This window comes from Streptomyces sp. NPDC017936, from assembly GCF_044328485.1.
Classification (GTDB): Bacteria; Actinomycetota; Actinomycetes; order Streptomycetales; family Streptomycetaceae; genus Streptomyces.
The window spans coordinates 224895-248568 of the sequence record NZ_JBIRHK010000002.1 but is presented as its reverse complement, the minus strand read 5'-3'; the positions used below and the strand labels follow the sequence as shown (position 1 = coordinate 248568).

Annotated in this window: 23 protein-coding genes; 16 read left to right on the top strand and 7 right to left on the bottom strand. The window is 72.7% G+C overall.

All coding sequences use genetic code 11. The features are described from left to right. Positions 1 to 146 precede the first annotated feature (146 nt). On the bottom strand, positions 147 to 722 hold the full coding sequence (locus ACH4F6_RS04675; RefSeq protein WP_397958414.1) for an adenylosuccinate lyase: 576 nt from the start codon (positions 720 to 722) through the stop codon (positions 147 to 149). 581 nt (positions 723 to 1303) lie between these two features. On the opposite strand from ACH4F6_RS04675, the gene ACH4F6_RS04670 reads away from it, so the two are divergent. The 12 genes from ACH4F6_RS04670 to pssA all read left to right on the top strand — a co-directional run bounded on the left by ACH4F6_RS04670 (position 1304) and on the right by pssA (position 14141). After that, entirely contained in the window at positions 1304 to 1873 is a 570-nt protein-coding gene (locus tag ACH4F6_RS04670) for a sigma factor-like helix-turn-helix DNA-binding protein (protein ID WP_397958413.1), read from the top strand. Next, complete coding sequence (locus ACH4F6_RS04665; RefSeq protein ID WP_397958412.1) at positions 1870 to 2352, top strand: hypothetical protein; 483 nt, start codon at positions 1870 to 1872, stop codon at positions 2350 to 2352. Before ACH4F6_RS04670 ends, ACH4F6_RS04665 begins: the two co-directional genes overlap by 4 nt. Positions 2353 to 2460: 108 nt before the next feature. Next, complete coding sequence (locus ACH4F6_RS04660; protein ID WP_397958411.1) at positions 2461 to 2799, top strand: hypothetical protein; 339 nt, start codon at positions 2461 to 2463, stop codon at positions 2797 to 2799. A gap of 425 nt (positions 2800 to 3224) precedes the next feature. Then, positions 3225 to 5030, top strand: a complete 1806-nt coding sequence (locus ACH4F6_RS04655) for a 3-hydroxyacyl-CoA dehydrogenase family protein (RefSeq protein ID WP_397958410.1) — start codon at positions 3225 to 3227, stop codon at positions 5028 to 5030. 136 nt (positions 5031 to 5166) lie between these two features. Continuing rightward, entirely contained in the window at positions 5167 to 5982 is an 816-nt protein-coding gene (locus ACH4F6_RS04650; RefSeq protein ID WP_397958409.1) for a TetR family transcriptional regulator, read from the top strand. Positions 5983 to 6402: 420 nt separating this feature from the next. Continuing rightward, positions 6403 to 7740 carry a crotonyl-CoA carboxylase/reductase gene (gene ccrA, locus ACH4F6_RS04645; protein WP_397958783.1) on the top strand — a complete coding sequence of 446 codons (1338 nt, stop codon included), beginning with the start codon at positions 6403 to 6405 and terminating at the stop codon, positions 7738 to 7740. Positions 7741 to 7748: 8 nt separating this feature from the next. Next, positions 7749 to 9776 carry a protein meaA gene (locus ACH4F6_RS04640; protein WP_397958408.1) on the top strand — a complete coding sequence of 676 codons (2028 nt, stop codon included), beginning with the start codon at positions 7749 to 7751 and terminating at the stop codon, positions 9774 to 9776. Next, positions 9773 to 10735, top strand: coding sequence for an HpcH/HpaI aldolase/citrate lyase family protein (locus ACH4F6_RS04635; RefSeq protein WP_397958407.1), 963 nt, complete (start codon positions 9773 to 9775; stop codon positions 10733 to 10735). The genes ACH4F6_RS04640 and ACH4F6_RS04635 overlap by 4 nt, the downstream gene beginning before the upstream one ends. A gap of 5 nt (positions 10736 to 10740) precedes the next feature. Then, complete coding sequence (locus ACH4F6_RS04630) at positions 10741 to 11265, top strand: MaoC family dehydratase (protein WP_397958406.1); 525 nt, start codon at positions 10741 to 10743, stop codon at positions 11263 to 11265. Positions 11266 to 11267: 2 nt separating this feature from the next. Then, positions 11268 to 12473: an acyl-CoA dehydrogenase family protein gene (locus ACH4F6_RS04625; RefSeq protein ID WP_397958405.1), complete on the top strand. Its 1206-nt coding sequence runs from the start codon at positions 11268 to 11270 to the stop codon at positions 12471 to 12473. A 170-nt stretch (positions 12474 to 12643) separates the two neighbouring features. Next, on the top strand, positions 12644 to 13300 hold the full coding sequence (locus ACH4F6_RS04620; RefSeq protein ID WP_397958404.1) for a phosphatidylserine decarboxylase: 657 nt from the start codon (positions 12644 to 12646) through the stop codon (positions 13298 to 13300). Between the two features lie 22 nt (positions 13301 to 13322). Beyond that, the gene (gene pssA, locus ACH4F6_RS04615) at positions 13323 to 14141 is read left to right on the top strand and encodes a CDP-diacylglycerol--serine O-phosphatidyltransferase (RefSeq protein WP_392001135.1); all 819 of its coding nucleotides are present in this window, start codon (positions 13323 to 13325) and stop codon (positions 14139 to 14141) included. A 434-nt stretch (positions 14142 to 14575) separates the two neighbouring features. Here pssA and ACH4F6_RS04610 read toward each other — a convergent pair whose 3' ends face one another. Beyond that, on the bottom strand, positions 14576 to 15694 hold the full coding sequence (locus ACH4F6_RS04610) for a glycerate kinase (protein ID WP_397958782.1): 1119 nt from the start codon (positions 15692 to 15694) through the stop codon (positions 14576 to 14578). A gap of 188 nt (positions 15695 to 15882) precedes the next feature. Here ACH4F6_RS04610 and ACH4F6_RS04605 point away from each other — a divergent pair, with 188 nt between their 5' ends. Together ACH4F6_RS04605 and ACH4F6_RS04600 are read left to right on the top strand one after the other, a co-directional pair. Beyond that, a complete protein-coding gene (locus tag ACH4F6_RS04605) occupies positions 15883 to 16971 on the top strand; it encodes an ADP-ribosylglycohydrolase family protein (protein ID WP_397958403.1) in 1089 nt (362 codons plus the stop codon). Positions 16972 to 17040: 69 nt separating this feature from the next. Further along, a complete protein-coding gene (locus tag ACH4F6_RS04600) occupies positions 17041 to 17538 on the top strand; it encodes an NUDIX domain-containing protein (RefSeq protein ID WP_397958402.1) in 498 nt (165 codons plus the stop codon). A gap of 108 nt (positions 17539 to 17646) precedes the next feature. Here the strand turns inward: ACH4F6_RS04600 and ACH4F6_RS04595 are convergent, their stop codons facing one another. Beyond that, on the bottom strand, positions 17647 to 17847 hold the full coding sequence (locus ACH4F6_RS04595; protein WP_397958401.1) for a type II toxin-antitoxin system VapB family antitoxin: 201 nt from the start codon (positions 17845 to 17847) through the stop codon (positions 17647 to 17649). A 78-nt stretch (positions 17848 to 17925) separates the two neighbouring features. On the opposite strand from ACH4F6_RS04595, the gene ACH4F6_RS04590 reads away from it, so the two are divergent. Further along, positions 17926 to 18669 (top strand): SIR2 family NAD-dependent protein deacylase, encoded by a 744-nt coding sequence (locus ACH4F6_RS04590; protein ID WP_397958400.1) that lies wholly within the window; start codon positions 17926 to 17928, stop codon positions 18667 to 18669. Here the strand turns inward: ACH4F6_RS04590 and ACH4F6_RS04585 are convergent. From ACH4F6_RS04585 to ACH4F6_RS04575, 3 genes are all read right to left on the bottom strand, one after another. Then, positions 18666 to 19148, bottom strand: coding sequence for a methylated-DNA--[protein]-cysteine S-methyltransferase (locus ACH4F6_RS04585; protein WP_397958399.1), 483 nt, complete (start codon positions 19146 to 19148; stop codon positions 18666 to 18668). The genes ACH4F6_RS04590 and ACH4F6_RS04585 overlap by 4 nt on opposite strands. 10 nt (positions 19149 to 19158) lie before the next feature. Next, a complete protein-coding gene (locus ACH4F6_RS04580; protein WP_397958398.1) occupies positions 19159 to 20658 on the bottom strand; it encodes an AlkA N-terminal domain-containing protein in 1500 nt (499 codons plus the stop codon). 79 nt (positions 20659 to 20737) lie between these two features. Then, positions 20738 to 22687 (bottom strand): heavy metal translocating P-type ATPase, encoded by a 1950-nt coding sequence (locus ACH4F6_RS04575; RefSeq protein WP_397958397.1) that lies wholly within the window; start codon positions 22685 to 22687, stop codon positions 20738 to 20740. A gap of 68 nt (positions 22688 to 22755) precedes the next feature. On the opposite strand from ACH4F6_RS04575, the gene ACH4F6_RS04570 reads away from it, so the two are divergent. Then, positions 22756 to 23121: an ArsR/SmtB family transcription factor gene (locus ACH4F6_RS04570; RefSeq protein ID WP_397958396.1), complete on the top strand. Its 366-nt coding sequence runs from the start codon at positions 22756 to 22758 to the stop codon at positions 23119 to 23121. A 76-nt stretch (positions 23122 to 23197) separates the two neighbouring features. On the opposite strand, the gene ACH4F6_RS04565 is transcribed toward ACH4F6_RS04570, so the two are convergent. Then, positions 23198 to 23671, bottom strand: a complete 474-nt coding sequence (locus ACH4F6_RS04565) for a hypothetical protein (protein WP_397958395.1) — start codon at positions 23669 to 23671, stop codon at positions 23198 to 23200. Positions 23672 to 23674 lie beyond the last annotated feature (3 nt).

The following is a 23674-nucleotide window of genomic DNA, read 5'->3' as shown; positions in this document are numbered from 1 at the left end:
CGGACCGCGTCACCGGCATCCCCGCTTCCCCGGCCGGCGGTCGGCCCGGCGGGACCCGGCGGAAGGGCCTGACGGGGCGGAGGGCGGGGCGGAGGACGGGGAGGCGCCGGGGGTGCGGCAGGCCGGGTGCCCGCGCGGCCGGCGGCTCACCGCTGTCCCGGGATCCGGGCCAGCGCGCGCACGGCCGCCTCGGCGAGCGCCGGGTGCGCGAGGGCCTCGTTCAGGACGGGGCGGGCGCGGTCGTCGCCCAGGGCGCCGAGGCCGTCGACGCAGGCGAGGGCCACCCGCCGGTGGGGGTCGTGCGGGCGCAGCCGTCGCCGCAGCGTGGTGACCAGCGCGGGCACCGACTCGGGTGCGCGCAGCTCCACCAGGAGCCGGACGGGGTGCAGGGCGTAGGCGACGCGCAGTTCGTTGGTGGCCAGGGCGGCCGCGGCACGGGCGGTGCGGGGGTCGCCGAGGCGGGCCAGGGCATGGGCGGCGGACGCGCAGCGCGGTGGGTCGCGATGGTTGAGCAGCAGGACGAGGGACTCGAAGGCGCGCCGGTCCCCCGCGAGCCCCAGGCGGAACGCGGCCAGCTCCCGGGCCCACAGCGGCCGGCCCGGCTCGGTGAGCACACCCGCCAGTTCGTCGCGGTCGGCGGTGCTCGCCAGCCGCTCGTAGTCCGCCGTGCCGCCCGACTCCCGCCGTAAGCGCTCCGTGAGCGCTCGCCACTCTTCGTCCATGGTGCCGAGCGTAGGGCAGGCCGGGAGGGCCGCAGGGCGCACGGAAGCACGAGCAGCGCACCGAGCCCCGTTCCGTGAGCGCCGGCGGTTTGCGCACATCCGCTCCTCGACGCCGTCACGGGAGCCCTCTCGCCCGCTCCCGTCCGGACCAGTGACGTGCAGCAATGTCGTGCGACCCACACACGACACACCACCGTCGGACATCACATCGGTCACAGGCGGACACATTCGGCACGTTTTCGAATCCAGATCATTCGCAAGCGCGAATTTCACGGGCGGAAAGGAGTCGGGTCGCGCGTCAGTACTATGTCGCCCCAACAGCGGCGACGGCGCCGCAACGCCCTGCGGAGCGGCTGCCGTTGACGCACCCCTCGATGCCCGCAGCCATGGCCGGCGGGCTGACCGAGAACGATCAAAGAGCGTTGCTACTGATAAGTAATGAGCTGTCAGACGGGCCCTCGAACCGACAGGAAAGGGCCGTCGACCACTCCCCCGATGATGTGACCCGTCGATGCGGAGCGGATGCGCTCCTGCACCGAGGCGCCGGCGGCGCCACCGTTTTGTCCGAAGGGCCTTGAGCTATGAGTTCTACCCGCCCCCTCGATCCGTCCCGCCGGGGGGAACTGATGCGCGGTCTGTTCCACAAGGTTCGGTTCGACACGTTCGAGGCCTATGACGACCCCCGCTGCAACGTCACGGCCTTCACCCTGGAGTCGTTCACCAGGACCCTTCCCCTCCTGCCGGCCGACGTCCGCGAAGGGGAGGCCTACGAGCGGCTGATGGACGAGGCCATGCGGCTCGCGGCGCAGCACCAGGAGGACTTCGAGCGCCGCACGGGCCTGTCCGAGGTGCACATCGTGCCCCTGGTCTCCCTGTACGGCTTCCGGCTCCCGGAGCTCGACGACGAGTTCCAGCCGTGGCTGGTGGAGGTCGACGCCCTGCCGAGGCCGGAGCGAGCGGTCTACCGGCTCATCGCCTCCCTGGGCTGGAGCAACGCCAGGACCGCCGAGGTCCTGGGCCTGTCCGAGGGCTGGACCAGCAAGCTCATGGGCCGGGCGCGCGCCGCCCTGACGACCGCCGGCGTCTCCGTGGAGGAGCTCCAGACGGGCTTCTTCGACGTAGAGATCGAACGAAGGAAGGAGAAGGGATGATCCGCCCGACGCCGGATCGCCGCAAGGCGCGTCTGGTCGACCATGCCGCTCCGCCCACTCCGAGGGAGTGGCTGGAGAACGATGCCCGGTACTTCGCGGACATCGAGGCCGAGATCCAGCGCAGGGCCGAGGGGGGTGAGCCCGAGGAGGCTCCGTGGGCATCGCCGCTGTACTTCGACACGACCGCCCACGCCGGGGCCACCGCGCGACGCGTCCTCCTCTCCCTGCGGCACCTGCCCCGCGAAGCGGTCGTCCGCCTGTGCTTCCTGTCCGAGTCGCTCCGCAGGAAGTGCGGCCGCCCCAAAAGCGGTCCGGGGGCGCACCCCGTCGAGGAGTTCGCGGGCGTGGGTGACCATCCGGTCCACAGCATCCGGTCGCCCGCCCGGACCCGCCGAAAGGAGGCCACGACCAGCCCGCCCGTCCGCGGCGGCCGGACCGTCGTCACGCCGCTGGACAGCGCGGAGGCGCTAGCCCGCTGACGCCCCGCGCGAGCCGCCGCTCCTGCCGCTGTCACGTTCCGGAGCGGCGGCATCCGGCGCCGGCACCCCCGCCCCCGCCCCCGCCCCCCGAGCAGAAAGCGCACGACGATGGCGACCCACGGCATCCCGCCGCACCACGAGACCGAACGGCAGCCCCCGGCCGGGGGCGAGGCCGCCGCCGTACGGAACTCCGCCGCCGTACGGAACTCCGCCTCCGCCCGGCGGCTGCGCCGCCGCCTGCGCGCCCTCAAGGCCACCGTCCACGTACTGGTCGCCGGCTGTCTCTGCGCCATCGGCCTCGCCCTCGGGCAGGTGGCCGAACAGCCCGTGCTCGCCGGGGTCTACGTCGGACTGGCCTCGGTCGGCGTGGCCGGGACGGGTGTCTGCGTCACCGTCTACCTGCACCTCCGCGGCGAGGGCGGCCCCGGCTCCGGCGAGGCCGCCTGAGGCCGTGCCGCGTGCGGCCACGACGGGAGCCGCCGCGCGATCCACGTCACGCGCACCAGGGGGTGGCGCGCTCGTTACCCACCGGTTAAGCTCATACGAGCGAGTCACCCACTCGCACCCCCGCTCGTGACGGCCTGGTGACGCAGCCGTGGCGGCGGGACACCTCCCACGCCGCAGAGGCCGTGGGGGAAGTCGGTCCGGTACCTCGTGTACCGCTTGTACGACCCGGCCTCGGGACAGGGCCGGTCGGTCATCACCGTTCCTCGGACGTGTGCGCGTCCGCAGCGGCGGTCCCGGGCGTGTGCGCTCGCAGCCCGGCAACACCCGCACCCCTTTGCGCACCCGGTGCGCCCGGGCCTTCGACGAGGCCCTCGGCGCACGCGGGGCGCCTTCCCAGTCGTCACCCTCATTTCTGGAGTCCCGCGATGGCCACTCCCCTGTCCCCCGCCCCCCAGTCCCCGCTGCGGACGATCGCCGTGGTCGGCCTCGGCACCATGGGCACCGGCATCACCGAGGTCCTGGCCAAGGCCGGTCGCGAGGTGATCGGCATCGACGTCAGCGAGGCCCAGGCCGCGCGGTCGGTCGCCGCCCTGGAGGCCTCCACCGCCCGCGCCGTCCAGCGCGGCCGGCTGACCGAGCAGGAGCGCGCCGCCGCCCTCGCCCGCGTCCGCACCTCCACCGACCTGCGGGCGGCGGCCGACGCCGACCTCGTCGTCGAGGTGGCGCCGGAGTCGTACGAGATCAAGCAGCAGATCTTCCGGGAGCTGGACGGGATCGTGCGGCCCGGGGCGATCCTCGCCACCGGGACCAACGCGCTGTCCGTCACCCGGCTCGCCGCCGACTCGGCGCACCCCGAGCGGGTGCTCGGGCTGCACTTCTTCAACCCGGCGCCGGCGATGAAGCTGGTCGAGATCGTCTCCTCGGTGCTGACCGCGCCGGCCGCCGTCACGGCCGTCACCGACCTCGCCCTCGACCTCGGCAAGGAGCCGGTCGCGGTCGGCGACCGGCCCGGGTTCGTCGCCGACGGGCTGCTGTTCGGCTACCTCAACCAGGCCGCCGCGATGTACGAGGCGCGGTACGCCTCCCGCGAGGACATCGACGCCGCGATGCGGCTGGGCTGCGGCCTGCCGATGGGCCCGCTGGCGCTGCTCGACCTGATCGGCATCGACACCGCGCGCACGGTCCTGGAGGCCATGTACGCCGCGTCCCACGACCGTCTGCACGCGCCGGCGCCGATCCTGAGGCAGCTCAGCGAGGCCGGCCTGACCGGCCGCAAGGCGGGCCGCGGCTTCTACACCTACGAGGCGCCGAACAGCGCGACGGTCGTGCCGGACGCGCTGACGCCCCTCGCCGGCGGCACCGGCGTCCCGGGCCGCACGGTCCGCTCGGTCGGTGTGGCCGGCTCCGGCACGATGGCCTCGGGCATCGCCGAGGTGTTCGCCAAGGCCGGGTACGACGTCGTCCTCGCCGCCCGCAGCGAGGAGAAGGCGCAGACCGCGAAGGCCCGGATCGGCACGTCGCTCGCGCGTTCCGTGGACAAGGGCCGGCTCACCGCCGAGGCGGCCGCGCTGACCCTGGACCGGATCACCCCGGCCGGCTCCTACGACGCCTTCGCCGACGTCGACCTGGCCGTCGAGGCGGTCGCGGAGGACCTGGACGTCAAGCGGCAGCTGTTCGCCTCGCTGGACAAGGTGTGCAAGCCGGGCGCGGTGCTGGCCACGACCACCTCGTCGCTGCCGGTCGTCGCGCTGGCCCGGGCGACCTCGCGTCCCCAGGACGTGATCGGGATGCACTTCTTCAACCCGGCGCCGGCGATGAAGCTGGTCGAGGTGGTCCGCACGGTGCTGACCGGCGAGGACGTCCACGCGACCGTCCACGAGGTCTGCGGGAGGATCAGGAAGCACGCGGTGGACTGCGGCGACCGCGCGGGCTTCATCGTGAACGCGCTGCTGTTCCCGTACCTCAACAACGCCGTGAAGATGGTGCAGGAGCACTACGCGTCGCTCGACGACATCGACGCGGCGATGAAGCTGGGCGGCGGCTACCCGATGGGGCCCTTCGAACTGCTCGACGTCGTCGGGCTCGACGTCTCGCTCGCCATCGAGAAGGTCCTGCACCGCGAGTTCCGCGACCCCGGCCTGGCCCCCGCGCCGCTGCTGGAGCACCTGGTGGCCGCGGGCTGCCTCGGCCGCAAGACGGGCCGCGGTTTCCGCGAGTATGCCCGCCGCTGACGGCGTCGGCGACCGGCTTCGGACCGGTGAGGACTGGGGCGGGCTGCTGGAGCCGGCGGCCCCTCCCCCGCCCGCGTGGGGCGGGGGGAACCCCGGGCACGAGCGTCGAGCCGCGCGCATGCAGTACGTTCAGGGCATGTCCCAGCCCGCCAAGTCCTCACGTACCCCCGCCACGCCCGACGCGCCGGAAAGTGCCGCGGGCTCCCGCGCGGCGGCCCAGCGGCTCAAGATGCGCCGGGAACTGGCGGCCGCGGCGATGGAGCTGTTCGCGACCAAGGGGTACGAGGCGACCACCGTCGACGAGATCGCGGCCGCGGCCGGGGTCGCCCGCCGTACGTTCTTCCGCCACTTCCGCTCCAAGGAAGAGGCGATCTTCCCCGACCACGACGACACCCTGATCCGCGCGGAGGCGGTGCTGAACGCGGCCCCCGCGCACGAGCACCCGCTCGACACGGTGTGCCGCGGCATCAAGGAAGTGATGAAGATGTACGCGGCCCGGCCGGAGATCTCGGTCGCCCGCTACCGGCTCACGCGCGAGGTGCCCACCCTGCGCGAGGCGGAGATCGCGTCGGTGGCCCGCTACGAGCGCCTCTTCACCCGCTACCTCCTCGGCCACTTCGACGAGCACGCCCACGACGACGACGCCAACGACGACCCGCTGCTCGCCGAGGTCGCCGCGTCCGCGGTGGTCACCGCCCACAACCACGTGCTGCGGCGCTGGCTGCGGGCCGACGGGCAGGGAGACGTGGAGGCACAGCTCGACCACGCCTTCGCGATCGTCCGCAAGACGTTCGGGACGGGCATCGGAGCGGGGCGCGGCGGCTCCGCGTCCCCGAGGCCGGCCCCCGCCGCGGTCTCCGCGCAGGGCGAGGTCCTGGTGACGGTCGCCCGCACCGACGCCCCGCTGGACGAGGTGATGCGGACCATCGAGCAGGCGCTCAAGGACCGCTGACCCCTCCCGACCCTCGTGAGAACGGCCACCCGCCCGGGTGGCCGTTTTGGCATGTCAGGACCCCTTTTCGGAGGGGTTCCCGAGCCCGTTCGATCGATCATCGCTCATGTGTTACGTAAAGATTTCATCTGAGTGGAAGTTCTGGCACTCAGTGCCTTGCGGGGTGACACGCGGTGTCATACGTTGAAGGAGTCCGGGCGGCCGGCGTGCAGAGACCACGCGTACGTCGGCTGTCCCCGCAAGCCTCTTACGGCCTGTGCGCCCGGACGCCTGCGTCACAGGCACCTCCCGCGCCACAAAGCGCTGCCGATCAGCACCACCCGCCGGACCGACGGCACACCCCTCATCCCTCAGCAGCACCGACGTAACCCTCAGCGCCCCGCCCTCAGGGCGCTCACCGCCGGAGGCAACACCGTGACCGTGAAGGACATCCTGGACGCGATCCAGTCGCCCGAATCCACGTCGGCCGACTTCGCCGCCCTGCCGCTCCCCGAGTCGTACCGCGCGATCACCGTGCACAAAGACGAGACGGAGATGTTCGCGGGCCTCGCGACCCGCGACAAGGACCCGCGCAAGTCGATCCACCTCGACGAGGTGCCGCTGCCCGAGCTCGGCCCGGGCGAGGCCCTGGTGGCCGTCATGGCCTCCTCCGTCAACTACAACTCCGTGTGGACCTCGATCTTCGAGCCGCTGTCGACCTTCGGCTTCCTGGAGCGCTACGGCCGCACCAACGACCTGGCCAAGCGGCACGACCTGCCGTACCACATCATCGGCTCCGACCTCGCGGGCGTCGTCCTGCGCACCGGTCCCGGCGTCAACGCCTGGAAGCCCGGTGACGAGGTCGTCGCGCACTGCCTCAGCGTCGAGCTGGAGTCGTCCGACGGCCACAACGACACCATGCTCGACCCGGAGCAGCGCATCTGGGGCTTCGAGACCAACTTCGGCGGCCTCGCCGAGATCGCCCTGGTCAAGTCCAACCAGCTGATGCCCAAGCCCGACCACCTCAGCTGGGAGGAGGCCGCGGCCCCGGGCCTGGTCAACTCCACCGCCTACCGGCAGCTGGTCTCCCGCAACGGCGCCGGCATGAAGCAGGGCGACAACGTCCTGATCTGGGGCGCGAGCGGCGGCCTCGGCTCCTACGCCACCCAGTTCGCGCTGGCCGGCGGCGCCAACCCGATCTGTGTCGTCTCCAGCGAGCAGAAGGCCGACATCTGCCGGTCCATGGGCGCGGAGGCGATCATCGACCGCACCGCCGAGGACTACAAGTTCTGGAAGGACGAGCAGACCCAGGACCCCAAGGAGTGGAAGCGCTTCGGCAAGCGCATCCGCGAGCTGACCGGCGGCGAGGACATCGACATCGTCTTCGAGCACCCCGGCCGCGAGACCTTCGGCGCCTCGGTCTACGTCACGCGCAAGGGCGGCACCATCACCACCTGCGCCTCGACCTCGGGCTACATGCACGAGTACGACAACCGCTACCTGTGGATGTCGCTGAAGCGGATCATCGGCTCGCACTTCGCGAACTACCGCGAGGCGTGGGAGGCCAACCGGCTCATCGCCAAGGGCAGGATCCACCCCACCCTGTCCAAGGTGTACTCCCTGGAGGACACCGGACAGGCCGCCTACGACGTGCACCGCAACCTCCACCAGGGCAAGGTCGGCGTGCTGTGCATGGCCCCCGAGGAGGGCCTCGGCGTGCGCGACGCGGAGAAGCGCGCACGGCACATCGACGCCATCAACCGCTTCCGGAACATCTGAGGTCACAGATGACTGAGCGTCAGAAGGACCGGCCGTGGCTGATGCGGACCTACGCCGGTCACTCCACGGCCGAGGCGTCCAACGAGCTGTACCGCCGCAACCTCGCCAAGGGCCAGACGGGTCTGTCGGTGGCCTTCGACCTGCCGACGCAGACCGGCTACGACTCCGACCACGTCCTCGCCCGCGGCGAGGTCGGCCGGGTCGGCGTGCCGGTCGCGCACCTCGGTGACATGCGCCGGCTGTTCCAGGACATCCCCCTGGAGCAGATGAACACCTCGATGACGATCAACGCCACCGCCATGTGGCTGCTGGCGCTCTACCAGGTCGTCGCCGAGGAGCAGGGCGCGGACGTCACCAAGCTCCAGGGCACGACCCAGAACGACATCGTCAAGGAGTACCTGTCCCGCGGGACGCACGTCTTCCCGCCGGGGCCGAGCCTGCGGCTGACGACGGACATGATCGCGTACACGGTCTCCCACATGCCGAAGTGGAACCCGATCAACATCTGCAGCTACCACCTGCAGGAGGCGGGCGCCACGCCGGTCCAGGAGATCGCGTACGCGATGTCCACCGCCATCGCGGTGCTGGACGCCGTGCGCGACGGCGGGCAGGTGCCGCAGGAGCGCATGGGCGACGTCGTGGGCCGCATCTCCTTCTTCGTGAACGCGGGCGTCCGCTTCGTCGAGGAGATGTGCAAGATGCGGGCGTTCGGCCGCATCTGGGACAGGATCACCCGCGAGCGGTACGGCATCGAGGACCCCCGGCACCGCCGCTTCCGCTACGGCGTCCAGGTCAACTCGCTGGGCCTGACCGAGGCGCAGCCGGAGAACAACGTCCAGCGGATCGTCCTCGAGATGCTGGCCGTGACCCTGTCGAAGGACGCACGCGCGCGTGCCGTGCAGCTCCCCGCCTGGAACGAGGCGCTGGGCCTGCCCCGGCCCTGGGACCAGCAGTGGTCGCTGCGCATCCAGCAGGTCCTCGCCCACGAGAGCGACCTGCTGGAGTACGAGGACATCTTCGAGGGCTCGAAGGTGATCGAGGCGAAGGTCTCCCGGCTCGTCGAGGAGTCCCTCGCGGAGATCGAGCGGATCCAGGAGATGGGCGGCGCGATGGCCGCCGTCGAGTCCGGCTACCTCAAGTCGCAGCTCGTCTCCTCGCACGCCGAGCGCCGGGCCCGCATCGAGTCCGGCCAGGAGAAGATCGTCGGCGTCAACATCTTCGAGACGACCGAGCCGAACCCCCTGACCGCCGACCTGGACACCGCGATCCAGACGGTCGACCCGGCCGTCGAGGCCCGCGTCGTCGCCTCCCTCCGGCACTGGCGCGACACCCGCTACCAGCCGCCCTTCAACCACCCGCGCCCCTGCAAGGCGCTGGAGCGGCTGAAGGAGGCCGCGAAGGGCACCGACAACCTCATGGAGGCCACCCTGGAGTGCGCCCGCGCCGGCGTCACGACCGGCGAGTGGGCCGGGGCGCTGCGCGAGGTGTTCGGCGAGTTCCGGGCGCCGACCGGGGTGTCCTCGGCGCCGGTGGCGGTCGCCGCCGAGGAGGGTTCGGCCCTGTCGGAGGTCCGCCGGAAGGTCGACCTGACGGCGAAGGACCTCGGCGTGGGCAAGCTGCGCTTCCTGGTCGGCAAGCCGGGTCTGGACGGCCACTCCAACGGCGCCGAGCAGATCGCCGTGCGGGCCCGTGACGCCGGGTTCGAGGTGGTCTACCAGGGCATCCGGCTGACGCCCGAGCAGATCGTGGACGCGGCCCTCGCCGAGGACGTGCACGCGGTCGGCCTGTCCATCCTCTCCGGATCGCACGCCCAGCTGGTGCCCGACGTCCTCGAACGGCTGCGTGTGGCCGGTGCCACAGACATTCCGGTGATCGCCGGTGGCATCATCCCAGGCGGGGACGCCGAGCAGCTCAGGGCCGCCGGAGTGGCCGCCGTCTTCACCCCGAAGGACTTCGACATCACCGGGATCATCGGCCGCATCGTCGACGAGATCCGGAAAGCGAACAAGCTCGACCCCCTGGAGGTCCCCGCATGACGACCGTCAACCGCCTTCGCCCCCGCCGCTCCTGCCTGGCGGTACCGGGAAGCAACCCGCGTTTCCTGGAGAAGGCGCAGGGCCTCCCCGCCGACCAGGTCTTCCTGGACCTGGAGGACGCGTGCGCGCCGCTCGCCAAGCCGGAGGCGCGGCACACCATCGTCAAGTTCCTCAACGAGGGCGACTGGACGGGCAAGACCAGGGTCGTGCGGGTGAACGACTGGACGACCGAATGGACGTACCGCGACGTCGTCACGGTCGTCGAGGGCGCCGGCCAGAACCTCGACTGCATCATGCTGCCGAAGGTGCAGGACGCCCAGCAGGTCGTGGCGCTGGACCTGCTGCTGACGCAGATCGAGAAGACGATGGGCTTCGAGGTCGGCCGCATCGGCATCGAGGCGCAGATCGAGAACGCCCAGGGCCTGAACAACGTCAACGCGATCGCGCAGGCCTCCCCGCGCGTGGAGACGATCATCTTCGGCCCGGCCGACTTCATGGCGTCCATCAACATGAAGTCGCTGGTCGTGGGCGAGCAGCCGCCCGGCTACCCGGCGGACGCCTACCACTACATCCTGATGAAGATCCTGATGGCCGCCCGCGCCAACGACCTCCAGGCGATCGACGGTCCCTACCTGCAGATCCGCAACGTCGACGGCTACCGCGAGGTCGCGCGGCGCGCCGCCGCCCTCGGCTTCGACGGCAAGTGGGTGCTGCACCCGGGCCAGGTCGAGGCGTCCAACGAGATCTTCTCGCCGTCGCAGGAGGACTTCGACCACGCCGAGCTGATCCTGGACGCGTACGACTACTACACGTCCGAGGCGGGCGGCAAGAAGGGCTCGGCGATGCTCGGCGACGAGATGATCGACGAGGCCAGCCGCAAGATGGCGCTGGTCGTCTCCGGCAAGGGACGCGCGGCCGGCATGCGGCGCACGTCGAAGTTCGAGATCCCGGAGGCCTGAGCGCGATGCAGTTCGGACGCACCTACGAGGAGTTCGAGGTCGGGGCGGTCTACAAGCACTGGCCCGGGAAGACGGTCACGGAGTACGACGACCACCTCTTCTGTCTCCTCACCATGAACCACCACCCGCTCCACATGGACACGAACTACGCCGAGAAGACGACGGACTTCGGCAAGAACGTCGTGGTGGGCAACTACATCTACTCGCTCCTGCTCGGCATGTCCGTGCCGGACGTCTCCGGCAAGGCGATCGCCAACCTGGAGATCGAGTCGCTCAGGCACGTGGCGCCGACCTTCCACGGCGACACGATCTACGGCGAGACGACCGTCCTCGACAAGTGGCCCTCGAAGTCCAAGGACGACCGCGGCATCGTCCACGTCGAGACCAAGGGCTACAAGCAGGACGGCACGCTGGTGTGCGTGTTCCGCCGCAAGGTGATGGTGCCCACCGAGACGTACATCAAGGAGCGCGGCGGCGAGCAGCCGGGCCGCCCCGAGCTGAACGCCCCTTCGGAAAAGTCGGAGAAGTAGCCATGGCCCGTCTCGCCCAGACCGCCGGTCTGACGGACATCCAGCAGGAGATCCTCTCCACCGTCCGCGACTTCGTGGACAAGGAGATCATCCCGGTCGCCACCGAGCTGGAGCACCGCGACGAGTATCCGCAGCAGATCGTCGACGGCCTGAAGGAACTCGGCCTCTTCGGCCTGATGATCCCCGAGGAGTACGGGGGCCTGGGCGAGTCGCTCCTGACCTACGCCCTGTGCGTGGAGGAGATCGCCCGCGGCTGGATGTCCGTCTCCGGCATCATCAACACGCACTTCATCGTGGCGTACATGCTCAAGCAGCACGGCACCCAGGAGCAGAAGGACCACTTCCTGCCGCGGATGGCGGCCGGCGACGTCCGGGGCGCCTTCTCGATGTCGGAGCCGGGCCTCGGCTCGGACGTGTCGGCGATCACGTCGAAGGCGGTCCGGGACGGCGACGAGTACGTCCTGAACGGCCAGAAGATGTGGCTGACGAACGGCGGCACGTCGTCGCTCGTGGCCGTGCTGGTCCGGAGTGACGAAGGACACCCCGAGGGCACGGCGCCCCACAAGTCGATGACGACCTTCCTCGTCGAGAAGGAGCCCGGCTTCGGCGAGGTCCGCCCCGGCCTCACCGTCCCGGGCAAGATCGAGAAGATGGGCTACAAGGGCGTCGACACGACCGAGCTGATCATGGACGGTCTGCGGATTCCCGAGAACCGCGTGCTCGGAGGGGTCACGGGCCGAGGTTTTTACCAAATGATGGACGGCGTGGAGGTGGGTCGCGTCAACGTCGCGGCGCGCGGCTGCGGCGTCGCGCAGCGGGCGTTCGAACTGGGGGTCCGGTACGCCCAGCAGCGGCACACCTTCGGCAAGCCGATCGCCCAGCACCAGGCCGTCCAGTTCAAACTGGCGGAGATGGCCACCAAGGTCGAGGCCGCGCATGCCATGATGGTGAACGCGGCTCGCAAAAAGGACTCCGGTGAGCGAAACGACCTCGAAGCAGGGATGGCGAAGTACCTCGCCTCCGAGTACTGCAAGGAGGTCGTGGAGGACGCCTTCCGGATCCACGGCGGCTACGGCTTCTCCAAGGAGTACGAGATCGAGCGCCTCTACCGTGAGGCCCCGATGCTGCTGATCGGTGAAGGCACCGCCGAGATCCAGAAAATGATCATCGGGCGCAGGCTGCTCGAGGAGTACCGGTTCGAGGGCTAGATGTCCGGGTTGGGGGTGTTTTCTTCGAGAAGAAGATCACACCCCGTCGACCCTGTTCAGCCGTCGACTCGGCTGCTCGGCTTACCCAGTTGCGGCCCCGAACCGCTACGATCGCGGAAAGCCGCCGTCCCCCCGTCGAAGCGCGGCATCATCCGCTACGAAGGTCATCCATGCCCCACAGCCAAACCTCTGCACACCGCGACAGCCTGGTAGGCGCACGCCTCGCGCGCGGAGCATCGCCGTGGCTCCTGCCGACCGTCGCCACCGCAGCCGTCAGCCTGGTCCGCGCCCGCCGCTCGGGCGTCGCCAAGGCCGTCGCCGTGCCCGCCACCGCTCTCGCGGCGGGCATGCTGTGGTTCTTCCGCGACCCCGAGCGCGAGATCGCCCCGGGCCGGGTCATCTCCCCCGCCGACGGAGTGGTGCAGAGCATCATGCCGTGGAAGGACGGACGGACCCGCGTCGCGATCTTCATGAGCCCGCTCAACGTCCACGTCAACCGCGCCCCGCTGTCCGGCACGGTGACCTCGGTCGAGCACATCCCGGGCGGGTTCGTGCCGGCGTTCAACAAGGAGAGCGAGAACAACGAGCGCGTCGTCTGGCACTTCGACACCGAACTCGGTGACATCGAGATGATCCAGATCGCCGGCGCCGTCGCCCGCCGCATCGTCCCCTACGTCCCGCAGGGCACGAAGGTCGAGCAGGGCGACCGGATCGGTCTGATCCGCTTCGGCTCGCGCGTCGACATCTACCTGCCCGAGGGCGTGGAGGTCGCGGTGGAGGTCGGGCAGAAGACCGTGGCGGGGGTGACTCGCATTGACCGTGATTGACCCGGAGACGCAGGCCGGCTGGGTGCCGGAGGCCGACGAGGTGGACGAAGAGGAGGAGATGCCCCTCTCTCTCCGCCTGTCGATAGCGGACACCCTCACCCTCGGCAACGCCACGTGCGGCTTCATGGCGGTGTACTTCACCACCACCGGCATCCTGATCCCGCACCTCACCGGCAGCCAGGAGTCCGGCATGGCCCGCCACAGCGCGGCCACGGCGGTCATCCTGATGCTCTGCGCGGCGGTCTTCGACCTCTTCGACGGCCTGGTCGCGCGGAAGCTGCGCTCCTCGCCCATGGGCGCGGAGCTGGACAACCTCTCCGACCTGATCAGCTTCGGCCTCGCGCCGGCGTACTTCGTCCTGGTCTATGGCATGGTCGCCGACGACGCCCACCAGCGGGTGGCGGCGGTCGGCGCGATCGTGGTGCTGCTGGCGGTCGTGCTGCGGCTGGCGAGATTCTCCTGCGTGACGGTGAAGGACGGCACCTTCCAGGGCATGCCCTCGCCGTTCGGCGCGCTGACGGTCGTCTCGATCGTGCTGCTGGAGCTGCCCTTCGTGGCGACGCTGCTGGCCATCCTGGGGACCGCCTGGCTGATGGTGAGCCGCGTCGAGTACCCGAAGCCGCGCGGGCGCCTCGCCGGCGCGATGCTGTCGTGGATCGTGCTGTCGATGGGCCTCCTGGCCGCCTGGGCCTTCGACGCCCCCAGCGGCCAGCTGCTCCTCCAGACGGGCTGCGCCCTGCAGCTGGTCATGGGCGCGGTCATCCCCCTGTTCGCCACGGCCCGCCGGGTGAACAACTTCCGCGACAACCGGCGGGAGGCGCGGGCGGCGCAGCTGCCGTAGCGCTCCGCCGCCAAGGGCCCCGGACCAGGGTTGGGTCCGGGGCCCTTCGCCTGCCCGGGTCCCGGCGCACCGGAACGGACGACGCCACGGGTTCCGCCTCCGGATCCCCGGTCCTCCGCCCGCCCGCACCACCCGACTCGCTCGGGAGAAGGGTGAGCGGATCCAGCGCGCCCGGAGGCATCCCCTCCGGGGGGCGAGGACGAGGCCCGTTCAGGGCCGCCGGCAGGGGACCACCGGGGGCGGCGGCCTTCGTCCGCCACCGCCCGGCTCGGCCGGAGGACAGGACGCCCCACTCCAGCCGAGGCCGACGGATCCGGCCCGTCCGGCGCTCGAGGACGAGGCCCGTTCAGGGCCGAAGCGGGGGTCCGGGGGCGCAGCCCCGGGAACGCCGGGGGCGGCGGGGGCGAAACACTCCGGCCCCCGCTCGTGGGGCCTCAGCTCAGGAAGTCGCGGGCGATCCGTTCCGCGACCCGCTCCAGGATCGGCCCGGCGTCCGCGATGCACTTCGCGACGTCCGGTTCGGCCTCCGTCAGCGGATAGGCCCGCCGGATCCCGGCCCGCCCCAGCGCCTCGGGCGCCAGCGTCAGCCGCCCGCACACCGCGACGACCTCCTTGCCGGCCGCACGGGCCGCCGCGGCGACACCCGCGGGGGCCTTGCCGTGCAGGGTCTGCTCGTCCAGGGACCCCTCGCCGGTGATCACCAGCCCGGCCCGTTCGAGGGCCGGGGCGAAGCCCAGCACGTCGAGCATGACCTCGATGCCGGCCCGGAACCGCGCGCCGAGCAGCAGCGCCCCGTACCCGATGCCGCCCGCGGCGCCCGCGCCGGGCGCGGCGGCGTACTCCGCGGCCCGCGGGCCGACCGCCGCCTCCAGGACCTTCGCGTAGTGGGCGAGGGCCGCGTCCAGCGCCTCCACGTCGTCCGGGGAGGCGCCCTTCTGCGGCCCGTACACCGCCGGGGCGCCCTTCGGGCCCGTCAGCGGGTTGTCGACGTCGCTGGCGAGGACCAGCTCCACCGAGGACAGCCGGGGGTCGAGGCCCGACAGGTCGGCGCGGGCGAGTTCCGTGAGACCGCCGCCGCCCGGCGCCACCGGCTCGCCGTCCCCGTCGAGGAAGCGCGCGCCGAGCGCGGACAGCATGCCCGCGCCGCCGTCCGTGGTGGCACTGCCGCCGACGCCGAACACGATGGTGCGCGCTCCCGCGTCCAGCGCGGCGCGCAGCAGCTCGCCGGAGCCGTACGTGGAGGCCGTCAGCGGCGCGAACACACCGGCCGGCAGCCGCTGCAGGCCGCTCGCCTCGGCCATCTCCACGACCGCGGTGTCGCCGCGCAGCGCGAACGCGGCGGTGACCTCGTGGCCGAGGGGCCCGGCGACCCGTACCTCACGGCGTTCGAAGCCGGCCGCGACCGCCGCGGCGATCGTGCCGTCGCCGCCGTCGGCGACGGGCAGGGCCTCGACCTCGACGTCCGGCACGACCCGGCGCAGCCCGGCCGTCACCCGCTCGGCGACCTCCACGGCCGTCAACGAGCCCTTGAACTTGTCCGCGGCCACGAGCACCCTGCGGGTGCCCTGCGCTGCAGCGTCCGCCACCTTGCCATCCCCTTGCTCTCCGGGCCCCGCGCACGTCAGGGGCCAGTCGCGCCGCAGCGACCCTATCCGCAGGAGGCGCCCGCCGTCATGCCCTGCCCGGCCCTCGGACACGACGCGGCGGCGCGGCCCTCGCCGGAATCGGGTAAACCGGAACCATGACCCTTGTGGGCACACCCGCGGCCACCGTCACCCGGCTCGCCGACCGCATCCTCGGGGGATGGCTGGGCCGGATCGCCGGCAACATGCTCGGCAAACCGGTCGAGCAGGGCGACCTGTGGACGCGCGAGCGCATCGACCGCTACCTGCGGCGGGCGGCCGCCCTGCCGCTCACCGACTACCTGCCGGAGCCGGCCGCCGGGGACGGCGACCCTCCGATGCGGCCCGAATGGCGCCAGTGCGTGCGCGGCCGCATCCACGGCAGCTGCCGCGACGACGACGTCGACTACGCGATCCTGGGCCTCCACCTGCTGGAGACCCACGGCTTCGGCTTCAGCACCGAGCAGGTCGGCGACCTGTGGCTGCTGCGGCTGCCGTTCCTGCAGACGTTCACCGCGGAGCGGGCCGCGTACCGCAACCTCGCCAACGGGCTGAGACCGCCGCTGACGGCGACGTACGACAACCCCTACCAGGAGTGGATCGGCGCGCTGATCCGCGCCGACGTCTACGGCTGGACCAGCCCCGGCCTCCCGCGCCGGGCCGCCTCGCTGGCCCGCCGGGACGCGGTGCTGTCGCACACCGGCAACGGCGTGTACGGCGCGATGTGGGCGGCGGCGCTGATCTCGGCCGCGTTCACCGCGCCGACGGTGCGGCACGCGGTCGACGAGGCGCTGACCGTGATCCCGGCGAGCAGCCGGCTCGCCCGCGTCGTCCGCCGGGTCGCCTCCCTCCACGAGACCCGCATGCCCTGGGAGGACACCCTGACGACGGTCGCCGAGGAGACCGCGGGACTGGGCTGGATCCACAGCGTCCCGAACGCCGCCGTGATCACCGCCGGGCTGCTGTACGGCGACGGCGACTTCACCCGCACCATCGCCCTCACCGTCCGCGGCGGCCTGGACACCGACTCCAACGGCGCGACGGCCGGTTCGGTCGCCGGCGTCCTGACCGGCGCCGGGGCGATCCCCGGTCAGTGGACGGAGCCGCTGGCGGACACCGTGCGCAGCGCCGTGTTCGGTTTCGACGGGGTGCGCATCAGCGAGCTGGCGGAGCGGACGGTGCGGCTGGTGGGGACGGACACGCCGTGACCCGGCGCTCGTCCGCGCGCCGCGCGCCGCACCGGGCGGGCGGGGGCCCGGTCTGGTTAACCTTCCTGGATGACCACCGCTGACACCGGCTACGCCGCGTACATCGCCTCCCTGCCCCGCGTCCTGGCCGGCGCCGCCGCGCTGTTCCGGGACGCCGAGGGGCGGGTGCTGCTGGTCGAGCCCAACTACCGGGAGGGGTGGGCGCTTCCGGGCGGCACGATCGAGTCCGACACCGGCGAGACCCCGCGTCAGGCGGCCCGCCGCGAGACGCTCGAGGAGATCGGCCTCGACCGTGAGCCGGGCCGGCTGCTGGCGGTGGACTGGGTGCTCGGCCCGAACCGGCCGCCGCTGGTGGCGTACCTCTACGACGGCGGCGTCCTCGCCGACGAGGACCTCAAGGCGATCCGGCTGCAGGAGGAGGAGCTGCTCTCCTGGCGGCTGGTGCCGCGCGGGGCGATCACCGGCCATCTGCTCGGCCCGCTCGGCCGGCGGACGCTGGTCGCACTGGACGTGCTGGCGGACGGCTCGGGGACGGCCGAGCTGGAGAACGGCCGCCGGGTGGCCTGAGCGGCCGGGCGGTCACGGCGCGGCCGGACGCCTCGCGGCGCCCGGACCGGCTCCGGGGTGCCGGCCCTCGCCGGCTCCGGAGTGCCGGCTCCCCCCGGCTCCGGGGTGTCAGCCCTCCACGTCGCGCGGCTTGGCGTCCACCGCGCGCAGCGCCTCGTCGCGCGTCGCCGTCCGGGCCTCCGTCCGGTGACCGCGCTCGATGTAGTCGCGGACGACGAGTTCCACGGCGTCCTGGGGGCTGCCCACACCGGTGAGCACCATGACCTCGACGACGAGTTCGGCGTCCAGGGAGACAGTGACCTTGGCCATGGCCGGACGGTAACACCCCTTCGCGGTCGCCCGATATCCGTTCGCCGGTCCCGGATCACCCGTCCTACCCTCGTAGCCATGACCAAGCCCCTCGTCGCCCTCCTCAGCGGCGCCGGAATCTCCACCGACTCCGGCATCCCGGACTACCGCGGGCCGAACGGACTGTGGCGGCGCGACCCGGAGGCCGAGAAGCTCGTCACCTACGAGCACTACATGGGCGACCCGGAGATCCGGCGGCGGTCCTGGCGGATGCGCCGCGAGACCCACGCCCTGGGGGCCGAACCGAACGCGGCGCACCGGGCGGTGGCCGAACTGGAGCGGTCCGGCGTGCCGGTCCGGGTGATCACGCAGAACGTGGACGGGCTGCACCAGCTCGCCGGGATGCCCGCCCGCAAGGTCATCGAACTGCACGGCACGGCGCGCAGCGTCGTCTGTACGAAGTGCCACGCGCGGGGGCCCGTGGAGGACGCGCTCGCCCGGGTCGCCGCCGGCGAGGAGGACCCGCCGTGCCTGGGGTGCGGCGGCGTCCTGAAGGCGGCGACCGTGATGTTCGGTGAGCGGCTCGACCCGGTCGTGCTCGGCGAGGCCCTCGCCATCAGCAAGGCGTGCCAGGTGTTCATCGCCGTCGGCAGCAGTCTCCAGGTCCAGCCGGCGGCGGGCCTCGCGGGCGTCGCCGCCGACCACGGCGCCCGCCTGGTCGTCGTCAACGCCGAGCCGACCCCGTACGACGGGATCGCCGACGAGGTCGTCCGCGAGCCGATCGGCACGGCGCTGCCCCGGCTCCTGGAAGAGCTGGCCCGGGACCGGGACGCGCCGGGCTAGAAGAGGGACGTTCCGCTCTCGAGGTCCAGCAGGCGCCTCTTGCGGTCGAGGCCGCCGCCGTAGCCGGTGAGGCCGCCGCTCGCGCCGACGACGCGGTGGCAGGGGACGATGATGCCGACCGGGTTCCTGCCGTTGGCGAGGCCCACCGCGCGGGAGGCGGCGGGGTTGCCGAGGACCGCGGCGAGTTCGCCGTAGGTGCGGGTCTCGCCGTAGGGGATCCTCCGCAGTTCGGACCAGACGGTGCGCTGGAACGGGGTGCCGTGCAGCCGCAGTTCGAGGGTGAACTCCGTCAGCTCTCCGGCGAAGTAGGCCTCCAGCTGTTCCTCGGCGGCGTGGAAGAGGGTGTCGTCGCGGGCGCCGAAGCTCTCCTGCGGCGGGCGGTGGCGCTGCTCGGTCATGTAGAGGCCGCACAGGGCGCCGTCGTCGGCGACGAGGGTGAGGGGGCCGTAGGGGCTGTCGATGACGGTGTGTCGCTTCACGGGTGTCGCCTCACACGGGGAGGAAGTTGACCGGGTGGCTGTCGGTGGCCCACAGGTACTGGACCGCGTACGCCCGCCAGGGGCGCCAGGCCGCCGCGCGGGCGGTGAGCGCCGCCGGGGTGGACGGCAGGCCCAGTTCCCGGGCGGCGCGGCGGATGCCGAGGTCGGTGGGGAGGAAGGCGTCGGGGTCGCCGAGGGCGCGCATCGCGATGACCTCGACCGTCCAGGGGCCGAAGCCGGGCAGCGCGAGGAGACGGGCGCGGGCCTGTGCCCAGTCGCTCTCCACGCCCAGGTGGAGGCTGCCGTCCGCGAGGTGGCCGACGAGGGTGGTGAAGGTGGTGCGGCGGGTGCGGGGCATGGCCAGGGAGGCGGGGTCGACCTCGGCGAGGGCCTCGGGGGTGGGGAAGAGGTGGGTGAGGCCGCCTTCCGGGTCGTCGACGGGGTCGCCGTGCGCGGTGACCAGGCGGGCCGCGTGGGTGCGGGCGGCCGCCGTGGAGACCTGCTGGCCGAGGACCGCCCGGACCGCGAACTCGGCCTCGTCGACGGTGCGCGGGACGCGGCGGCCCGGCGCCTTGTCCACCAGCGGCGCGAGCTGCGGGTCCGTGCGCAACCGGTCGTCGACGGCGACCGGGTCGGCGTCCAGGTCGAGCATGCGCCGGCAGCGGCTGATGGCGACGGTGAGGTCGCGCAGGTCGGTGAGGGTGAGGCGGCAGCCGATGTGGTCGGGCCGGGGGGTGAGCGCCACGATGCCGTGGCCGTACGGCAGCCGCAGGGTGCGCCGGAAGGCCCCGTCCCGCCACTCCTCGACCCCGGGCACGCCGGTCGCGGCGAGGTGCCCGAAGAGGTTGTCGGGGTGGAGCGGGGCGCGGAACGGCAGGCGGAGCTGGAGGGTGGCCGGGGTGGCGGGGTGCGTCGCCGGGACGCGGCCGCCTCGCTGCGGCAGGCGGGCGCGCAGCTCGCTCGGGGAGAGCGCGAAGACCTCGCGCACGGTGTCGTTGAAGGTGCGGACGGAGGCGAAGCCGGCGGCGAACGCCACGTCCGCCATGGGCAGTTCCGTCGTCTCGATGAGGAGGCGGGCGGTCTGGGCGCGCTGGGCGCGGGCCAGGGCGAGCGGGCCCGCGCCGAGTTCGGCGAGGAGCTGGCGCTCGACCTGGCGGGTGCTGTAGCCGAGGCGGGCGGCCAGGCCGGGGACGCCCTCGCGGTCGACGACGCCGTCGGCGACGAGCCGCATGGCGCGGGCGACGAGGTCGGCGCGCCGGTTCCACTCCGGGGAGCCCGGGCTGGTGTCGGGCCGGCAGCGCTTGCAGGCCCGGAACCCGGCCTGCTGGCAGGCCGCGGCGCTCGGGTGGAAGGTCATGTTCTCCGGCTTGGGCGCCACGACGGGGCAGCTGGGCCGGCAGTAGATCCCGGTGGTCAGGACCGCCGTGAAGAACCATCCGTCGAACCGCGCGTCCTTGGACCGCACGGCGCGCAGACACCGCTCCCGGTCGGTGTGCATCCCGTTCTGCATGCGTCCAGCATCGGCCACCGCACCGGCCGGCGCTGGCAGGAATCCGACATCGACCTCGCGTGACCGGCACCGCCGTCGTTCACCCCTTCCAGGCGCGTTCCCGCAGCAGGCGCAGGCCGTTGAGGCCGACGATGACGGTGGAGCCCTCGTGGCCGGCGACGCCGAGGGGCAGGGGGAGGGTGCCGACCAGGTCCCAGGCGACCAGGACGGCGATGAACGCGCCGGCGATGGCCAGGTTCTGGAGGACGAAGCGGCGGGCGGTGCGGGAGAGCCGCACGATCGAGGGGAGGGTGGCCAGCTCGTCGCGGACGACGACGGCGTCGGCGGTCTCCAGGGCGAGGTCGGAGCCGGCCTTGCCCATCGCGATCCCGGAATGCGCGGCGGCCAGCGCGGGGGCGTCGTTGACGCCGTCGCCGACGACCAGCACCCGGCGGCCTCGGGCCTCCCACTCCTTGACGGCGGCGACCTTGTCCTGGGGCAGCAGTCCGGCGCGGACCTCGGTGATGCCGACCTCGGCGGCCAGGTGCTCGGCGGCGCGCCGGTTGTCGCCGGTCAGCAGGATCGGGGTGCGGCCGGTCAGGCGGGTGAGGGCGGCGACGGTGGCCGCCGCGTCCGGCCGCAGCCGGTCCGCGATCCCCAGCACGCCCACCGGCGCCCGGTCGCGCAGGACGACGACCGCGGTCCGCCCGGCCTCCTCCAGCTCGGCCACCACCGCCCGGTGCGGCTGGTGGGCGGCACCGGCCGGCAGCCGCGCGGGCGCGCCGACCGTGACCGTGCGGCCGTCGACGGTGGCGGTGACGCCCTGCCCGGGGGTGGAGGTGAAGTCCTCGGCGTCGGTCAGGGACAGGCCGCGTTCGCGGGCGGCGGCGACCACGGCCCGGGCCAGCGGGTGCTCGCTGGGGTGCTCGGCGGACGCGGCCAGCGCGAGCAGCGAACCCTCCTCCAGGCCGCTGCCGGGCAGGGGGCGCACCTCGGTGACGTGCGGGATGCCTTCGGTGAGGGTGCCGGTCTTGTCCAGGGCGACGGTGTCGATCTGGCCGAGGCGTTCCATGACGACGGCGGACTTGACGAGCACGCCGTGGCGGCCGGCGTTGGCGATGGCGGACAGCAGCGGCGGCATGGTGGAGAGCACCACCGCGCACGGCGAGGCCACGATCATGAACGTCATGGCCCGCAGCAGCGCCGAGGAGAGGGAGTCGCCGAAGGCGAGCGGGATCGCGAAGACGGCGAGGGTCGCGAGGACCATGCCGATCGAGTAGCGCTGTTCGACCTTCTCGATGAACAGCTGGGTGGGGGCCTTGGTCTCGGAGGCTTCCTCCACCATCTTCACGATCCGGGCGATCACCGAGTCCGACGGGTCCCGCTCGACCCGCACGCGCAGGGCGCCGGTGCCGTTGACGGTGCCGGCGAACACCTCGTCCCCCGCCTGCTTGGGCACCGGCAGCGGCTCGCCGGTGATGGTGGCCTGGTCCACGTCACCGGCCCCGTCGAGGACCCGGCCGTCCGCGCCGACCCGCTCACCGGGCCGGACCAGGATCGTGTCCCCGACAGCCAGGTGCTCGGTGTCCACCGTCTCCTCGGTCCCGTCCGGCAGGAGCCGGGTGGCGGTGGCGGGGGCGAGGTCGAGCAGGCCGCGCACGGAGTCGGCGGTCCGGGCGGTGGCGACGGCTTCCAGGGCGCCGGAGGTGGCGAAGATGACGATCAGCAGCGCGCCGTCGAGGACCTGACCGATCGCGGCGGCGCCGAGGGCCGCGGCGATCATCAGCAGGTCGACGTCGAGGGTCTTCCCGCGCAGGGCCCGCAGGCCCGCGAGGGCAGGCTCCCAGCCGCCGGCGGCATAGGCGATCGCATACAGGATTCCGTACGCCCATGACGGTGCACCGCCGACGTCCAGCACCAGTCCCAGCAGGAAGGCGACGGTGGCCGCCAGGGCCCAGCGGGCCTCGGGGAGGGACAGGAGGCGGGTGCGGCGGCGCGGGGCCGTCGGAGCGGACGCGGTGGTCGACGGGGAGGCGAGAGTCGTGGACACGCGGCCACCATACAGGAACACATGAAGACTCGTTCATCCATTCATGTGCGATGGGTAAGATGGCCCGCATGGGTCATGGAGCCGTCACCCCCGCAGCCGCCGAGCGCGTACGCCTGGACGCGGGCAACGCGGCCAAGGTGGCCACCACCCTCCAGGCCCTGTCCACCCCGTCCCGGCTGCTGATCCTCGCGCGACTGCGCGAAGGCCCCCTGCCCGCGACGGAGCTGGCCGCCGAGGTGGGGATGGAGCAGTCCGCCTGCTCGCACCAGCTGCGGCTGCTGCGCAACCTGGGCCTGGTGGTCGGCGAGCGGCGCGGCCGGTCGGTCGTCTACGCGCTGCACGACCACCACGTCGCCGAACTCCTCGATCAGGCCGTGTACCACGTGGAGCACCTGCGGCTGGGCATCAGCGACAGCTCCGAGCAGCCCGAGTAGGGCGGACGGCGGCGCCCGGGCACGACAGGGCACGCCGGCCGGTGCGAGCGGGCCGGTGCGCGGCGCGGGGCCGGTGTCAGCCCGTGCGGTCCCCGGGGGCGGTCAGCGCCCGGATCACGAGCACGTCGATCGCCATCACCACGACCGACCAGACGGGTTCGTAGGGCAGGAACAGGAACTGGGCGACCAGGCCGAGCGAGGCGAGGAGGACGCCCGGGAGGCGGGCCCGGGCGGCGTCCCGGAGCAGCCCGGCGCCGGTGGCGGCGGCGAGGACGCCGAGCACGAGGTGGACGACGCCCCAGCCGGTGAGGCTCAGTCCGTAGAGGTACGAGCCGACGCGGGCGTAGACGTCGTCCCCGGCGAGGGCGGCGACGCCCTGCAGGACGGCGAGGACGCCGCCGCACAGCAACAGGACGCCCGCGAAGGCGGAACCGGAAGGGACCCGGGCGTCCTGCGGGGAGGGCCCGCGGGGCCCGCCGGGCGGTGCGGACCAGGCGGTGCCGATCTCGCCCCGGGGCCTGCCGGACGAGGGCGTCGGGTGGGAGGTCATGGA

Bases quoted from the DNA above. Each gene is read 5' to 3' on its own strand.
- ACH4F6_RS04595 (WP_397958401.1), bottom strand. From the start codon at position 17,847: ATGGCCAAGGTCACTGTCTCCCTGGACGCCGAACTCGTCGTCGAGGTC.
- ACH4F6_RS04665 (WP_397958412.1), top strand. From the start codon at position 1,870: ATGATCCGCCCGACGCCGGATCGCCGCAAGGCGCGTCTGGTCGACCAT.
- ACH4F6_RS04640 (WP_397958408.1), top strand. From the start codon at position 7,749: ATGACTGAGCGTCAGAAGGACCGGCCGTGGCTGATGCGGACCTACGCC.
- ACH4F6_RS04580 (WP_397958398.1), bottom strand. From the start codon at position 20,658: ATGCAGAACGGGATGCACACCGACCGGGAGCGGTGTCTGCGCGCCGTG.
- ACH4F6_RS04650 (WP_397958409.1), top strand. From the start codon at position 5,167: ATGTCCCAGCCCGCCAAGTCCTCACGTACCCCCGCCACGCCCGACGCG.
- ACH4F6_RS04625 (WP_397958405.1), top strand. From the start codon at position 11,268: ATGGCCCGTCTCGCCCAGACCGCCGGTCTGACGGACATCCAGCAGGAG.
- ACH4F6_RS04605 (WP_397958403.1), top strand. From the start codon at position 15,883: ATGACCCTTGTGGGCACACCCGCGGCCACCGTCACCCGGCTCGCCGAC.
- ACH4F6_RS04590 (WP_397958400.1), top strand. From the start codon at position 17,926: ATGACCAAGCCCCTCGTCGCCCTCCTCAGCGGCGCCGGAATCTCCACC.
- ACH4F6_RS04570 (WP_397958396.1), top strand. From the start codon at position 22,756: ATGGGTCATGGAGCCGTCACCCCCGCAGCCGCCGAGCGCGTACGCCTG.
- ACH4F6_RS04660 (WP_397958411.1), top strand. From the start codon at position 2,461: ATGGCGACCCACGGCATCCCGCCGCACCACGAGACCGAACGGCAGCCC.
- ACH4F6_RS04675 (WP_397958414.1), bottom strand. From the start codon at position 722: ATGGACGAAGAGTGGCGAGCGCTCACGGAGCGCTTACGGCGGGAGTCG.
- ACH4F6_RS04565 (WP_397958395.1), bottom strand. From the start codon at position 23,671: ATGACCTCCCACCCGACGCCCTCGTCCGGCAGGCCCCGGGGCGAGATC.
- ACH4F6_RS04620 (WP_397958404.1), top strand. From the start codon at position 12,644: ATGCCCCACAGCCAAACCTCTGCACACCGCGACAGCCTGGTAGGCGCA.
- ACH4F6_RS04635 (WP_397958407.1), top strand. From the start codon at position 9,773: ATGACGACCGTCAACCGCCTTCGCCCCCGCCGCTCCTGCCTGGCGGTA.
- ACH4F6_RS04630 (WP_397958406.1), top strand. From the start codon at position 10,741: ATGCAGTTCGGACGCACCTACGAGGAGTTCGAGGTCGGGGCGGTCTAC.
- ACH4F6_RS04655 (WP_397958410.1), top strand. From the start codon at position 3,225: ATGGCCACTCCCCTGTCCCCCGCCCCCCAGTCCCCGCTGCGGACGATC.
- ACH4F6_RS04670 (WP_397958413.1), top strand. From the start codon at position 1,304: ATGAGTTCTACCCGCCCCCTCGATCCGTCCCGCCGGGGGGAACTGATG.
- ACH4F6_RS04600 (WP_397958402.1), top strand. From the start codon at position 17,041: ATGACCACCGCTGACACCGGCTACGCCGCGTACATCGCCTCCCTGCCC.